Source organism: Pseudomonas salicis (assembly GCF_057128705.1).
The window spans coordinates 1-13409 of sequence record NZ_JBSKHU010000003.1 but is presented as its reverse complement, the minus strand read 5'-3'; the positions used below and the strand labels follow the sequence as shown (position 1 = coordinate 13409).

At 60.5% G+C, this 13409-nt stretch carries 11 protein-coding genes; 4 read left to right on the top strand and 7 right to left on the bottom strand.

Going from position 1 to position 13409, the window contains the following annotated elements:
* Window positions 1-117 precede the first annotated feature (117 nt).
* On the top strand, window positions 118-1539 hold the full coding sequence (locus tag ACWKWE_RS10765; RefSeq protein WP_483850494.1) for an aminotransferase-like domain-containing protein: 1422 nt from the start codon (window positions 118-120) through the stop codon (window positions 1537-1539).
* Between the two features lie 120 nt (window positions 1540-1659).
* On the opposite strand, the gene ACWKWE_RS10760 is transcribed toward ACWKWE_RS10765, so the two are convergent.
* The 7 genes from ACWKWE_RS10760 to ACWKWE_RS10730 all read right to left on the bottom strand — a co-directional run bounded on the left by ACWKWE_RS10760 (window position 1660) and on the right by ACWKWE_RS10730 (window position 10089).
* Window positions 1660-3165 carry an amino acid ABC transporter permease/ATP-binding protein gene (locus tag ACWKWE_RS10760; RefSeq protein ID WP_483850493.1) on the bottom strand — a complete coding sequence of 502 codons (1506 nt, stop codon included), beginning with the start codon at window positions 3163-3165 and terminating at the stop codon, window positions 1660-1662.
* 34 nt (window positions 3166-3199) lie between these two features.
* A complete protein-coding gene (locus ACWKWE_RS10755; protein ID WP_483850492.1) occupies window positions 3200-4033 on the bottom strand; it encodes a transporter substrate-binding domain-containing protein in 834 nt (277 codons plus the stop codon).
* Between the two features lie 68 nt (window positions 4034-4101).
* Complete coding sequence (locus tag ACWKWE_RS10750; RefSeq protein WP_483850491.1) at window positions 4102-5283, bottom strand: M24 family metallopeptidase; 1182 nt, start codon at window positions 5281-5283, stop codon at window positions 4102-4104.
* 46 nt (window positions 5284-5329) lie between these two features.
* The gene (locus tag ACWKWE_RS10745) at window positions 5330-6328 is read right to left on the bottom strand and encodes an N-alpha-acetyl diaminobutyric acid deacetylase DoeB (RefSeq protein WP_483850490.1); all 999 of its coding nucleotides are present in this window, start codon (window positions 6326-6328) and stop codon (window positions 5330-5332) included.
* A 226-nt stretch (window positions 6329-6554) separates the two neighbouring features.
* A complete protein-coding gene (locus ACWKWE_RS10740) occupies window positions 6555-7025 on the bottom strand; it encodes an Lrp/AsnC family transcriptional regulator (protein ID WP_166598766.1) in 471 nt (156 codons plus the stop codon).
* Between the two features lie 173 nt (window positions 7026-7198).
* On the bottom strand, window positions 7199-8605 hold the full coding sequence (locus ACWKWE_RS10735) for an aminotransferase (RefSeq protein ID WP_166598767.1): 1407 nt from the start codon (window positions 8603-8605) through the stop codon (window positions 7199-7201).
* A 17-nt stretch (window positions 8606-8622) separates the two neighbouring features.
* Window positions 8623-10089 carry an NAD-dependent succinate-semialdehyde dehydrogenase gene (locus ACWKWE_RS10730; RefSeq protein WP_483850489.1) on the bottom strand — a complete coding sequence of 489 codons (1467 nt, stop codon included), beginning with the start codon at window positions 10087-10089 and terminating at the stop codon, window positions 8623-8625.
* A 322-nt stretch (window positions 10090-10411) separates the two neighbouring features.
* Here ACWKWE_RS10730 and ACWKWE_RS10725 point away from each other — a divergent pair, with 322 nt between their 5' ends.
* From ACWKWE_RS10725 to ACWKWE_RS10715, 3 genes are all read left to right on the top strand, one after another.
* On the top strand, window positions 10412-11563 hold the full coding sequence (locus tag ACWKWE_RS10725) for a carbon-nitrogen hydrolase family protein (RefSeq protein WP_483850488.1): 1152 nt from the start codon (window positions 10412-10414) through the stop codon (window positions 11561-11563).
* Window positions 11564-11566: 3 nt separating this feature from the next.
* Window positions 11567-12607, top strand: coding sequence for an AraC family transcriptional regulator (locus tag ACWKWE_RS10720; protein ID WP_483850487.1), 1041 nt, complete (start codon window positions 11567-11569; stop codon window positions 12605-12607).
* Between the two features lie 665 nt (window positions 12608-13272).
* Window positions 13273-13409 (top strand): hypothetical protein (locus ACWKWE_RS10715; protein ID WP_483850956.1); only part of this gene is annotated, 137 nt, incomplete at its 3' end.

Genomic DNA, 13409 nt, shown 5'->3' with positions numbered 1-13409 from the left:
TTCAGTAGAAGGCCGCTATTCGCCCTTGAATAACTGAAAAAGACAACTTCAGGTTGAATAACAGACGTTTTACCCATACATTCGGGCCGAAACCATACAATACGGTCTACCTGCCTGATGCCCATCTCCGAACCCCGTCCTTCGCCGCGCCGACAATGGAATGCATGGCTCGACCTCACGGCTTCTTTCAAATACCTCGGCATCTACCAGGCCATCGTTGCCGACATTGAAAACGGCCGACTGCAACCTGGAGACTCCCTGCCGCCCCAACGTACCCTGGCCAAGCTACTGGGGGTCGACCTGACCACCGTGACCAAGGCCTATGGCATGGCGCGGGACGATGGCCTCATCGAAACCCGCACGGGCAGCGGCACCTGCGTGGCAGGGGAAACTCGCACCTCCCCCCCGACCGCCCCCGAAGCGCCGATGCTGGACCTGAGCAAGAACAGCCCGCCCCGCACCGAAGGCCAGGAAATCAATGCACTGATCGTCAAGGAGATGGGCCGGGCGTTCGCAACCATCGGCGACGTCGCCAGCTTCAACTATCAGGAAACCGGGGGAAACCTGCGCCACCGCATCGCTGGGGCCTCCTGGCTGACGCAACGGATCGAGCAGATCAGCGCCGACCGTGTGATCCTCACCTCCGGCGCCCAGAGCGCGCTGTTCGCGATCTGCCATCTGTTGAGCCGCACTTCGCGGTCGCTGGCCGTGGGGCAGTTCTGCTACCCCGGCATTCACACCGTCGCCCGGCAACTGGGCCTGGACCTGGTGCCTGTCTCCATGGACGCCGAAGGGCTGATCCCTGAAGACTTCGAGCAGGCCTGCCAACGGCACGCGCTCATGGCGCTGTATGTGGTCCCGAATATCGATAACCCGACGACGGCGACGTTGCCGGAAGCGCGACGCCTGAAAATTGCCGAGATTGCCCGCCGCCACCGCGTCACCCTCATCGAGGACGACCCCTACTCCAACATCGCCGCCAACGACCTGACGTCCCTGGCACAGCTGGCCCCTGAACTCACGTGGCACATCGCGACCCTCTCCAAATGCGCCACTCCGGCGCTGCGCCTCGCTTATCTGTGCGCGCCTGACATTCGCAGCGCACAAGAGATCGCGGGCCTGATGCAGGCGATGACCATGATGGTCTCGCCGTTGTTCGCTGAGCTCGCCTCGCAGTGGATCGACAACGGCATCCTGCAAAACCTGACCCAGGCCATCCGCGCCGAAAACGCGGCACGACTGCTGATAGCAGGTCAGGTGTTCGCCGACCTGAACTTCAGCGCGCCGCCCCAGGGGTCGCACATCTGGCTGCACCTTCCACAGCCGTGGCAGGCGCTGGATTTCGCCCATCAGGCAGAACGCCAACACATCAAGCTGCTGCCCGCGTCGAGCTTTTCCCCGGCATCAGGTCACAGGCCCAGTGAATCGGTGCGCATCTCCCTGGGTGCCGCCGACAACCGGCAGATGCTTGAAGAAGGTCTGAAACGACTGCGCGACATTCTCGATCAGCCGTTGGCGTTTTATCAGGCGATGGTTTGAGCCCTCACTGCCGCTGTCAGCCACAGGGCTAGCAAGCGGCACACCAACGGGTGGGAGCCGGCTTCTTGGCTCCCACCCGTTTGGCGCATAACGTCATTGCACTCAAGCCCAGTCCAGTGATCACACCGCCCGAAGTTTGAAATGCTCCGAGTTGCCGATGAACCGGGTGATGCGCTGATCCGAAGACCGCATCATGTCCGCCGGTGAGGCGTCTTTGACCACCACGCCTTGCTCCATGAAGATCACCCGGTCCGACACTTTGAACGCGAACTCCATTTCGTGGGTGACGATGACCATGGTCATGCCTTCACTTGCCAGGTCCTCGATGCAGCGCAGCACGTCACCGACCAGCTCAGGGTCCAGCGCCGAGGTCGGCTCGTCGAACAGAATCATCGAAGGCTGCATCGCCATGGCCCGCGCAATCGCGACCCGCTGTTGCTGCCCACCGGACAGTTGATGCGGGTACTTGTGCACATGCTCGCTCAAGCCGACTTTCTGCAGGATGGCGCGGGCCGATCCTTCGCACGCCGCCTTCGAACCACGCTTGTGATAAGCCGGCGCCAGGGTCACGTTTTCCAGCACGGTCTTGTGCGGGAACAGGTTGAAGTTCTGGAACACCATGCCGATGTCCACAGCCTGATCCAGCGACGGCACGACCTTCCCCGCGTCGGCGTCCAGGAACGGTTTGCCATGCAGCAACACCTTGCCGCTGTCCAGCGGCTCAAGGCCGTTCATGGCGCGAATCAACGAGGTCTTGCCCGAACCCGACGGCCCGATGATCGACACCACTTGCCCGCGCTTGATGCTCAGCCCGATGCCCTTCAACACTTCCAGACTGCCGTAGCTTTTCTTCGCCCCGACGATCTCCAACGCGGTCTCGCCCGTGGCCGTTTCTCGCGCAGGCAATACACCCAGCGCAGGAGAAGGGCCCGACGTGGGTGCGGTGTTTTTGGCCGCCGTGAAGTCCAGCCGACGCTCCAGGTACGACAGCAGCCAGCCCACCACGGTGACGATGAACACGTAGTAGAACGCGACGCCGAGCATGGTCTCCAGCACCCGGAAGTTCTGGGTGTACAAGCGCTGCCCGACCGCGAGGATTTCATACAACGAAATCACCGAAACGAGCGACGTGAGCTTGACGATGTTGACGTACTCGTTCGCCAGCGCAGGCAGCGTCACCCGAATGGTCTGGGGAATGATGATCCGGCTTTGCAGCGCCAGTCGTCCCAGCCCCAGCGACCTGCCCGCTTCGCCCTGCCCCTTGGGAATCGCCACCAGCCCGCTGCGATGGATTTCAGCGATGTACGCCGATTCGTTCAACACCATCCCGATCAAGCCCGCCAGAAACGGGTTGGACAGCACGGCCCCCGTTTCAGGAAACACTTGCGGCAGGTTATAGATCAGAATCAACAACACCAGCAGCGGCAAACTGCGGAAGAACCAGATATAACCGCTGCACAGTTGTTTCACCCAGACGATTTTTGACGACTTGCCCAACGCCAGAAAGAAGCCAAAGACAATGCCGGATAACCAGGCCAGCATACTGAGTTCAACGACCAGCAGTGTGGCGCTCCAAAACTCGCGATTCCACAGAAGACTGATCGCATAGCGCACGTCAAATTCCACTTGAGCCACCTTTTTATTGTAATAACAGTAGGTCTTAGTTGGCGGTGCCCATGGCAGCCGCTATCTCTTCCTTAGAGGGCTCACCCAAGTTGTATTCCTTCAACAGCGCCGCGTATTCGCCCGAATCCTTGATGGCTTGAAGGGCTTTGGTCATCGCGGCCAACAACACTTGGTTGTCCTTGCGAAGGCCGTAACCGCCCACGACCGGGTAGAGGATTTCCTTCGAACTGATTTCGATGCGTCCCGACGTGTTCTTGACGGCCACCGCTGCGACAGCCGCGTCTTCGGTCTGAACGTCTGCGGTCTTGGCGAAGAGCGTCTGCACCGCTTCCGCCGAGGACGGGAACTCGGACAACTTGATCGGCGCCTTGCCCTGATCCACGCAGCCGGTTTTCGAAAACTCGGTGAGCTTGGGAATCCACGCCGCGCCCTGGATACTGCTCACTCGCAAGCCGCACAGATCGGCCGGTGTCATGGGTTGATTCGCGCTACCTTTCAGCACCACGAACGACACACCGGTTTTCATGTACGGCAGAAAGTTGATCTGTTGTGCCCGCTCAGGCGTGACGTACATACCTGCCGATGCCAGGTCGAAGCGATTGGATTTAAGGCCCAACAATAAACTGGCGAAACGCGTGTCCGAGAACGTGAGTTCAACATTCATCTTCTTGGCCAACAGCGCCAATAACGATGGATCAAACCCCGCCGGTTTGCCATCCACGAAATAATCGTAAGGCGGGTAGTTCAAATCCGCGCCCACCGACAATGTGTTCTTTTGAAGCGACGTTTCAGCCGCCGCATTAACGTTAGTTGCGGTCATACCCAAAACGCAGGCGAACGCACACACCATGCTTGAGATTGTTTTCATGGCACTCTCCACACTTTTATTATTAGAGTGCGGCCCCGATGCAGGGCCGCCATCGACAACTTAAGGTATTAACGCTTGATGTTGACGCTGCGCGGGAACTGGGTCAGGCACTCATAACCCTGTGGCTGCACAACAATGGTTTCCGACGTTTCCATGCCCCAGCCCTTCATCCACATGCCGAGGATGATGTGCAGCGTGGTGTTCGTCTCGATCGGCTCGTGCTCGCCCGGACGCAGGCTGATGACGTGCTCGCCCCAATCCGGTGGCAGGCCGATCCCGATCGAGTAACCGATGCGGCTGTCCTTGCGCAGCCCGTAGCGGTTCAGCACCTGCTGCCAACTGGCGTGAATGTCCGCTCCACTGACCCCGGTCTTGACCATCGCCAGCACTTCGCTCATGCCTTCCTCGACCGCCGCAGCCGTGTGGGTCAGTTCGTCAGGCGGGTTCGACCCCAAGTGCAGTGTGCGCGCAAGGCCGGTGGTGTAGTGGCGGCGAGCGCCGGCCAGTTCGATGGCCACGGTCTGGTTGTCGATGAACTTCTCATCGGTCCATGCCGGGTGCGCGGCAGAGGCTTTCTCGCCCGCCAGAATAATCGGGCACAGGGCGGTGATGTCGCCGCCAAACGGCGCGTCGGGCGCGATCTGGGCTTTGTAGATTTCCGCGATGACGTCGGACTGACGAACGCCCGGCTGGATCATGTCCTGAGCGACGTGCATGGCGCCTTGAACGATGATGGCGGCTTCGCGGTGGTACTGAATCTCGGTCTCGCTCTTCACCACCCGTGCGCGGTTGACGAGCAGATCGCAGTCCACGAACACGCCGTTCGGCAGTTTGGCGATCAGGCTGTTCAGCGAGCGTGGCGAGAAGAAATAGCTGTCGGACTCGTAACCGATGCGTCGCGCACTCGGCCAGCGTTTGGCGACAAATTCACCGATGTAATCGCTGGGGTGAATGTCCCGGCGCATCACGTAATCTTCGGGGTAACCGATGACGTGGTCGTTGCCCATCCAGGTGGTCAATGCGGCACCGGGGGCGTCCATGGCACGGCCAATCCACACCGGCTTGCTGTCCTGCAAACTGACGATCACGAACTGCGGCGTGTAGAACGACCAGTCCGCCGCGCCGGTCAGCCAGAAGATGTTGTTGGCATCCGCCACCAACAGCAGGTCGACGGACGCCTCCGCCATTCGATGCTTCACCTTTTGCAGACGGCTCGCGTATTCGGCGTCTGTGAAAAACGGGTCACTCATGATCCACCTCGTCTTATTGAAATTTTTGGGTGCAGGGCGTCGCGTATCAGGCTTCGGGGCTGGCGAACATCGCCAGGAAATCGCCCTTGGCGATGTACCCACCAAAATGACGGCCCAGCAGCGTGCCGGTAACGGGTGCGGTCACGGCCAGCGGCTCCTTGTCCAGCTGTTCGAAGTCATGAATGCGGGCAATCACCTGACCGGCTTCCACTGCTTCGCCCAACTCGCGGGTGAATTCGATGAAGCCGCTGTTCTGTGCGCTCACGTAGCCGTCGGCCTCGTTTTGCATGATGACCACCGGCGAGGCAGCGGGCTTTGGCGCCGTGTCATAAACCCCAGTGTGCACAAGGAAGTTATGGGCACCGTCCTGCGCGAGTTTGACCGTCGCAGCAGTGGTCGAACCGCCGCCGCCCAACTCGGTGGAGAGGAACAGCTTGCCCTTCTCTTCCACGGCGGTGTCGAGCATGCCTTCGTTGTCCAGCTCATCCAGAATCAGGCCGATGGGTGCACCGAAGGCGATGAGCGCCTCCCGGGCACGCAAGGTCTGCGCTTTATCGGGCAACTGATGAGAGACCGCGAAAGGCTGGAAGAACATGGTCCGGCCGCCTGCGTGAATATCCAGCACGGCGTCGGCGCGACTGATCAATTCGGCCTCGACGAAATGGGCGATCTGTTCGGTGATCGTCCCTTCCGCCCTGCCGCGAAACGCGCGGTTCATGTTCAAACCGTCGATGGGCGACAGGCGAGTGCCGGCTTTCAGCGCGGGGTAATTGAGGGCAGGCACGATGCAGATCGTGCCGGTGACCCGCTGCACATCGATGGCTCGTGCCAGGTTGGATAACGCCAGAGGCCCTTCGTATTCGTCGCCGTGATTGCCCCCGGTCAACAACACGAAGGGCCCCTCGCCGTTCTGGATGACGATCACCGGAATCTGCAGGCTGCCCCATGCGGATTCGTTTCGGGACCAGGGGAAATTCAGACTTCCGAACTGACGCCCTGTCAGTTCCCAATCGATGGTCAGCCGACCTTTGCTCTTCTTGTTCATGCGTCCCACCCCACTTGCCGTCGTCTCTGTGAACCCTTACGTGAGACAAATCATAGCGATTCCCCCAAACCATATCCGACGATAAACAATCGTCCAGAGATGAAACCCGTACAAAATCGGATAGAAACGAGGAAAAACTGCGTTATCTGCGGTTCAGATCAGCGGCAAAAAGGGACATCAGAAAACCTTCCGACGTCGCAATTCGTTGTGGGGGGTCAAGAAGGGATCAATCCAGATCAATCGGCAATTCGAACCCGGCTTTCACCCGGTCCATGACCACCAGCGTCTTGAAGCTCTTGATGTCCGAGTTCTCGTAGAAGAACCGGCGGGTGAACTGTTCGTAGTCTTCCATGTTCTTGGCCGTGATCACCAGGACGAAGTCCGAATCGCCCGTGACGTAATACCCAGTCATCACCTCCGGCGTATTACGGATGGATTTTTTGAAGCGGTCGATGATGTCGGAACGTTCCCTTTCCAGGGTCACCAGCACCAGCATGAACACGTTCCGCCCCACGGCTTTGGGCGACACGATGGACACGTCACCTTCGATCACCCCTTCCTTGCGCAGCGTCTTCAAACGTCGCTGGCACGCGGTGGCGGACAACCCGACCAAGTTGCCCAATTCCTCGGACGTGATCCGGTTGTTCTTCTGCATTGCACCCAGAATGTTGACGTCTATCCGGTCGAGAACAAACATTGGCTTTCTCCTAAGGGCAACACGATGACGTTGAAGAGTGAATGGCAGCGGGGTCGGATGCTCTCACACGGATCGACCGCCAGCAACGCACGACCCTGTCTGGCAGCCCCCAATAAGCGACCACAAAAAAGGCCGGTACGAAACCGGCCTTCTTCATGGGCGATGCGCGATGATCAGCGCAATGCGCCTTCCTTCGCCAGCTCGTCCATCACTTTGTTTACCGCTTGGCGCGCGATGTCCACGATTTGATCCACTTCCTTCTCGGTGGTGGTCAGAGGTGGTGCGAAGCCCAGGATTTCGCCATGGGGCATCGCTCGCGCGATCAGGTTCAGGTCGCGGGCAGCCTTGGAGATCCGCGCGCCGACTTTCAGGGCCGGGTCGAAACGTTTTTTGGTGGCCGGATCGGCGACGAACTCAATCGCAGCCATCAGGCCCACACCGCGCACTTCACCCACGATCGGCAGGTTGTCGAAGACTTCGTGCAGGCTGCTTTGCAGGTACGCACCTACACGGTTCGCATTGCCCGGAATGTCTTCACGCTCGACGATGTCCAGCACCGCGTTCGCCGCTGCCACCGCAATCGGGTGGCCGGAATAGGTGTAGCCGTGGGAGAACGCGCCGACACGGTCCGCGCCCTCTTCCATGACCTTGTAGACCTTCTCGCCTACAATGGCCGCGGACAGCGGCATGTAAGCCGAGGTCAGGCCTTTGGCGACGGTGATCAGGTCAGGCGTGATGCCGTATTTTTCGCAGCCGAACATGGCGCCGGTGCGGCCGAACGCGGTGATCACCTCGTCAGCGATCAGCAGAATGTCGTACTTCTGCAGGATCGGCTGAATCGCTTCCCAATAACCGGCCGGTGGCGGCGTGATACCGCCAGTGCCGAGCACGGGTTCGGCGATGAAACCGCCGATGGTGTCCGGGTCTTCGCGCAGGATCAGCTCTTCGAGTTCACGGGCACGACGGGCTGAGAATTGCAGCTCGGTTTCACCCGGCTGAGCGTCCCAATACTGATGAGGGACGCCCGTGCGCAAGATGCCGGAGATCGGCAGGTCCATGTGATCGTGGTAGAAGTTCATGCCGGTCAGGGAGCCGGACATCACCGAGCAGCCGTGGTAACCGCGATCACGGGTGATAATTTTTTTCTTCTTCGGCAGACCGCGCAGGTTGTTGTAATACCAGACCAGCTTGGCGTTGGTTTCGTTGGCGTCGGACCCCGATGTGCCATAGAACACCTTGCTCATCTTGCCCGGCGCCATCTTCACCAAACGATCCGACAGGCTCGCCAGTTCGTCCGTCGTGTGCGCGGCGTAGCTGTGGTAATAAGCCAGCTTGTGCGCCTGACGGGAAATCGCCTCGGCCACTTCGTCACGGCCATAGCCAATGTTCATGCAGTACAGGCCGGCAAACCCGTCGATGTACTCGCGCCCGGTCGAGTCGGTGATGCGAATGCCTTTACCGGTTTCGATAATGGTCGGGTCACCCAGCTTGCCGCTGGCAAAATCCTTCAGGTTGGTGAAGGGGTGCAGCACGGAATTGCGGTCCTGGGCAGCGACGGTATCGTGCTCTGTCTTATTCATGTCGTTCTCCTTCTCTCTCACAGGTTGCCAAAACAGACATATTTGATTTCCATGTATTCTTCCAGGCCGTGCTTCGACCCTTCCCTGCCCAACCCCGACTGTTTCCAGCCTCCGAACGGAATGGGCGCACCGGTAAACTTCGGCGTATTGATCGCCACCATGCCGTATTGCAAGCGGTCGGACAGGCGCAGCGCACGGCGCAAATCGTTGGTGTAAACATAGGCGGCCAGCGCGAATTCGGAATCGTTGGCGCGTTGCAGCACTTCTTCTTCGGTGTCAAACACGAACACCGCAGCGACCGGCCCGAAGGTCTCATCGCGGGCAATGTCCATGTCATCCGTGGCGTCGGCCAGCAGCGTCGGCTGCACAAAATTGCCGTTGATCTCCGACCCGCCCACCAGCAGCTTCGCGCCCAGCGAAACCGCGTTGAGGATCTGTGCCTGGCACTTCACCGCGACGGATCTGCGGGTCATCGGGCCAATGTCCACACCCGGCTCCAGACCATGACCCACCTTCAGTTTTTTCACCTCCGCTGCCAGCGTGCTCACGAATGACGCGTAAAGGCTGCGATGAACGTAGATGCGGTTGGCCGCCAGGCAATCCTGACCCGAGGTGGCAAATTTCGCGTTGAGGCAAGCGGCGACCGCGTCCTCGACCGACGCGTCTTCGAACACGATGAACGGCGCATGACCACCCAGTTCGAGGGACACGCGTTTCACGGTGTCGCTGGAAGTCTTGAGCAGGATTTTTCCGACCTCGGTCGAGCCGGTGAAACTGAACGCGCGCACCTCGGGGAACTGAAGCAGGCGCGCGGATTGAGCGACGGCATCGCCGGTCAGCACCTGGAACACCCCTGCTGGCATCCCCGCCTCTTCCGCCAGTTTCGCAAGGGCCAACGCCGACAGCGGCGTTTCAGGCGCGGGCTTGACGATCATCGTGCAGCCTGCCGCGAGTGCGGCCCCGGCCTTGCGGGTGATCATCGCGCTTGGAAAGTTCCAGGGGGTAATCGCGACCGTCACGCCGATGGGCTGCAACTTGGTCAGCAACTGGCTGCCCGGCAAATGGCTCGGGATGGTTTCGCCGTAGCAACGCTCGCCCTCTGCCGCGAACCAGTCGAGGAACGCCGCCCCGTATGAGATTTCACCCACGGACTCCGCCAGCGGCTTGCCCTGCTCGGCCGTCATGATGACTGCCAGGTCCTGAGCGTGTTCGCGCATCAGCGTCGCCCACTTGCGCAAGATCAGCCCGCGTTGAACCGGCAGCAACTGGCTCCAGACGGGGAGCGCCGCGCTGGCGGCTTCGACGGCGCGGTCGGCCCAGATGGGCGCGCAATGGGCAACATGCGTGATGGTCGCCCCCGTGGCGGGGTCGGTTACGGCAAGTTTGGCGTCGGCATCGACCCACTCTCCGTTTATATAGGCTCGAAGCTCCAGCAAATCCTTTCGAGCGAGGCGGTTCAGTGCGTCTTTAACGATATCGGTCATGGCAGTCGTCTAACGTTGTGTCTGTGTGCGAAAGCTTAGGGCCGCCAACTGACGCAAAAACGTCGAAACCCTTCACGCCGACGCAGTGTTACTGCGTTATCCCGCTGACCACGCCGTTTTTCTGCATCCTCCGTTTTAGCCCTGAGGAGGACGCGTTTTGAGGCAGGTTTGCGGCCGTATCGCTACGCGCTGCATCGGCGAAGGGCTTCACGAAAAAGACGCTCTCGCACTTAAATCGCTTCGGTCAGACGCCGTTTTCCCGTAGCCTTGAGGCCATTCACCCACACGGCAATTGCTTCCTGAGGCCCTCACGTCCCCCTCCATGCGCAAAGTTCTTGGCACCCTCGCCGCCATCGTGCTGGCGATTCTTCTCACCAGCTATGGCCTTTGGACACATAAGCGCCATGTCGGCCATTACCTCACCGATTTGCGCATTCAGCTGGTGGTCAACGACGGTGAACCCGGTGATCGCGGCAATCTGCTGGGCATTCAGCCCGAGCTGTTTCCTTCGGACTATTCCAGCGTCAAGCGGCTGCATCGCAAGCTGGCGGCGTACCTGCAACAGGCGCGGGAGCACGGCCTGATCAACGACAAGACCATCGTTGTCCTGCCGGAGCACATCGGCACGTGGCTGTTCGCGGTCGATGAGAAATCGCAGTTCTACCAGGCCATGACCATCGAAGAAGCCATGAACTGGCTGGCGTTCAGCAACCCGCTGCTGTTCCTCGACGCGCTGTTGCACGCCCGTGGGGAAAGCCGGGTGGACGACGCGCACCTGCGCATGAAAGCGCGCAGCATGGCGCAGGATTACCAGACAGTGTTCGGCGGGCTGGCCAAAGAGTTCGGGGTGACGCTGGTGGCGGGTTCTATCGTGCTGCCAGGTCCAGAAGTGCGCGACGGCCAATTGCAGGCGGGCAAAGGTGCGCTCTACAACAGCAGCGTGGTGTTCGGCCGTGACGGCCTGCCCATCGGCCAGCCTCAGCGCCAGTTGTTCCCGTCCTGGTATCAGCGCGGCTACATCCGCTCGGGCAAGGACGCGCCGCTGAACATCATCGACACCCCGGCCGGTCGGCTCGCCACGCTGATCGGCAGCGACAGCTGGTACCCGGACAACTATGCACGATTGAACGCAAGCGGGGCCGAGCTGATCGCCGTGCCTGCGTTCGTCGCGGGCAATGGCAGTTGGTCCCAGCCATGGCGCAGCGATAAACATCCCACGCTGATGAGCCGCCTGGACCTGGGCCCTAAAGCATTGACCGAAGGCGAAGCGTGGCAACGCTTGTCCCTGACGCCGATCAGCACCGCCAAAGCGGGCATCAGCGTGTTCATGCGCGGGCAGTTCTGGGATCAGGGCAGCGCCGGTCACAGCTTCGCGACACGCGGCGGACAAAGCGTTGCCGAACGCTCCATCAGCGCCGCGCCCAAGGGGGCCAAGCCCGGCCACGGGGCGCGCCTGATCAACCTCTGGTTGTGATTGATGAACGCGCCGCGAGTACGTCTGGGGGATCTGTCGGTCGGCTTCGTCCATAACCTGGGCGATGCCGTGCGCAGCACCGGTCATGACCCGCAACCCTTGCTCGACCAATACGGCCTGGACGCGGCGCGGCTGGGCGAAGCCGATGCGCGCCTGTCGATTCCGCGCTACATGCGTCTGGGTCACGCGGCCATTCAATTGAGCGGGATGCCGGGGCTGGGCCTGAGGATGGGGCAGTTGAGCCGTTTGAGTCTGGCGGGGCTGGCCGGGGTCACGGCCGCTCAGGCGCCAACGGTGCGGGAAGCGGCGCGCACCCTCATTCGTTTCGAAGCGCTGTACGCCTCCAATTACCGGGGGCAGTCGAGTTTCCACGAAGACAGCGAAGGCGCGTGGCTGCGGTTTTACTCCATCAGCCCGTACAACGATTACAACCGCTTCGTGGTCGATTCGATCCTCAGCGGGTGGCTGCACCAGCTGTCGACGCTGGCCGGTACGCCGATTCTCGCCGAGCGCGCCGAGATCGAATTCGATGCACCAGGCTATGCCCCGGACTATGCCGTGTTGAGCGAGCAACCCGTGGCGTTCGGCGCGGGCCTCAATCAGCTGCGCCTGAACCAGCGGACTCTGGGGCTGCGCAATCCCGACCACGTGCCGAGCACTTGGCGGCACCTGCTGCAATTGTGTGAACGCGAGCTGGAACAACGCACGCGCACCCGCACCCTGCGTGAACGGATCACTCAGTTGCTGGGACCTTTGCTCAATGGTGGGAGAGAACCGGACCTGGAAGAAGTGGCTGCCCGGTTGAAACTGCCGACCTGGACTCTGCGTCGCCGGCTGGCAGACGAAGGAACGCGCTTTCGCGCCGTGCTCAATGACACACGTCGGGATCTGGCGATGACCTACATCCGCGACACGGAGCTGGCCTTTGGTGAAATCGCCTATTTACTGGGGTTTGCATCGGCCGAAGCCTTTCAACGCGCCTTCAAACGGTGGAACGGACAGACTCCCGGGGAGTTCCGCCGTAGCCAGCGTCATTCGGCCTGACAGACTCGCTTACAGCTCAGTCGCGTCGTCTGCGGGTTCCAGCGGGTCAAGCTCGTAAGCCTGATATTCCAACAACTCTTCCTGATAATCGTCCATCACTCATGCCCTCATGGCTGGTCTTTGCGTTTCGGCGTTTTGTCGTCGTTTCAGCGACTGATTCCACTGACCACGTCCTTCACCCTAAAGTGCACTCATGAACGAACCATGAAGGCTTTTTGAACAATCGACGAAGGGGATGCAGTGCAAATGACCGACGCATCCTTGTCAGCGCTCTGGGGCGGGGTCCGTAGCCAGCTAACGGAATTTGTAGCTCAGCGGAAAAAACCGCGCAAGTGGTCAGGAAAAATTCTCTGCCGTTGGCCTCTGATCAACCGTGCGGCGACAGGGCACCCGATTGCGCTTGACGACGAGAACCGGCTCGCCATAGTCTTTGGGCCATGAACCTCACTCAGCAACGCCTCGGCCAACGAATTATTACCGCCATTACAGTCATGGCGGGTTAGCCGACGTTTGCACCGAACCCGCCCTTGGAGGCGGGTTTTTTCTTTCTGTCTCCCTGGGCCCCGAACCTCGAACCAGGAGTCAGACATGCTCATCATCCGCCCTTCCCTCGCCGCTCATTCCGCACGCCTGATCATCGCCGTTCCCACGACGAGGACCACACGATGACCTCGACGCTTGCGCACAGCTCAGTCAGCGGCGACCTGCTGAACCACTATGCCCGCAAAATCCTCACCTCCCGCGTCTACGACGTCGCCATCGAAACCCCGCTACACGGCGCTCGACAGCTGTCCGAACGGCT

Coding starts and splice junctions, on each gene's coding strand:
- ACWKWE_RS10765 (WP_483850494.1), top strand. CDS start 118: ATGCCCATCTCCGAACCCCGTCCTTCGCCGCGCCGACAATGGAATGCA.
- ACWKWE_RS10755 (WP_483850492.1), bottom strand. CDS start 4,033: ATGAAAACAATCTCAAGCATGGTGTGTGCGTTCGCCTGCGTTTTGGGT.
- ACWKWE_RS10750 (WP_483850491.1), bottom strand. CDS start 5,283: ATGAGTGACCCGTTTTTCACAGACGCCGAATACGCGAGCCGTCTGCAA.
- ACWKWE_RS10745 (WP_483850490.1), bottom strand. CDS start 6,328: ATGAACAAGAAGAGCAAAGGTCGGCTGACCATCGATTGGGAACTGACA.
- ACWKWE_RS10740 (WP_166598766.1), bottom strand. CDS start 7,025: ATGTTTGTTCTCGACCGGATAGACGTCAACATTCTGGGTGCAATGCAG.
- ACWKWE_RS10735 (WP_166598767.1), bottom strand. CDS start 8,605: ATGAATAAGACAGAGCACGATACCGTCGCTGCCCAGGACCGCAATTCC.
- ACWKWE_RS10730 (WP_483850489.1), bottom strand. CDS start 10,089: ATGACCGATATCGTTAAAGACGCACTGAACCGCCTCGCTCGAAAGGAT.
- ACWKWE_RS10725 (WP_483850488.1), top strand. CDS start 10,412: ATGCGCAAAGTTCTTGGCACCCTCGCCGCCATCGTGCTGGCGATTCTT.
- ACWKWE_RS10720 (WP_483850487.1), top strand. CDS start 11,567: ATGAACGCGCCGCGAGTACGTCTGGGGGATCTGTCGGTCGGCTTCGTC.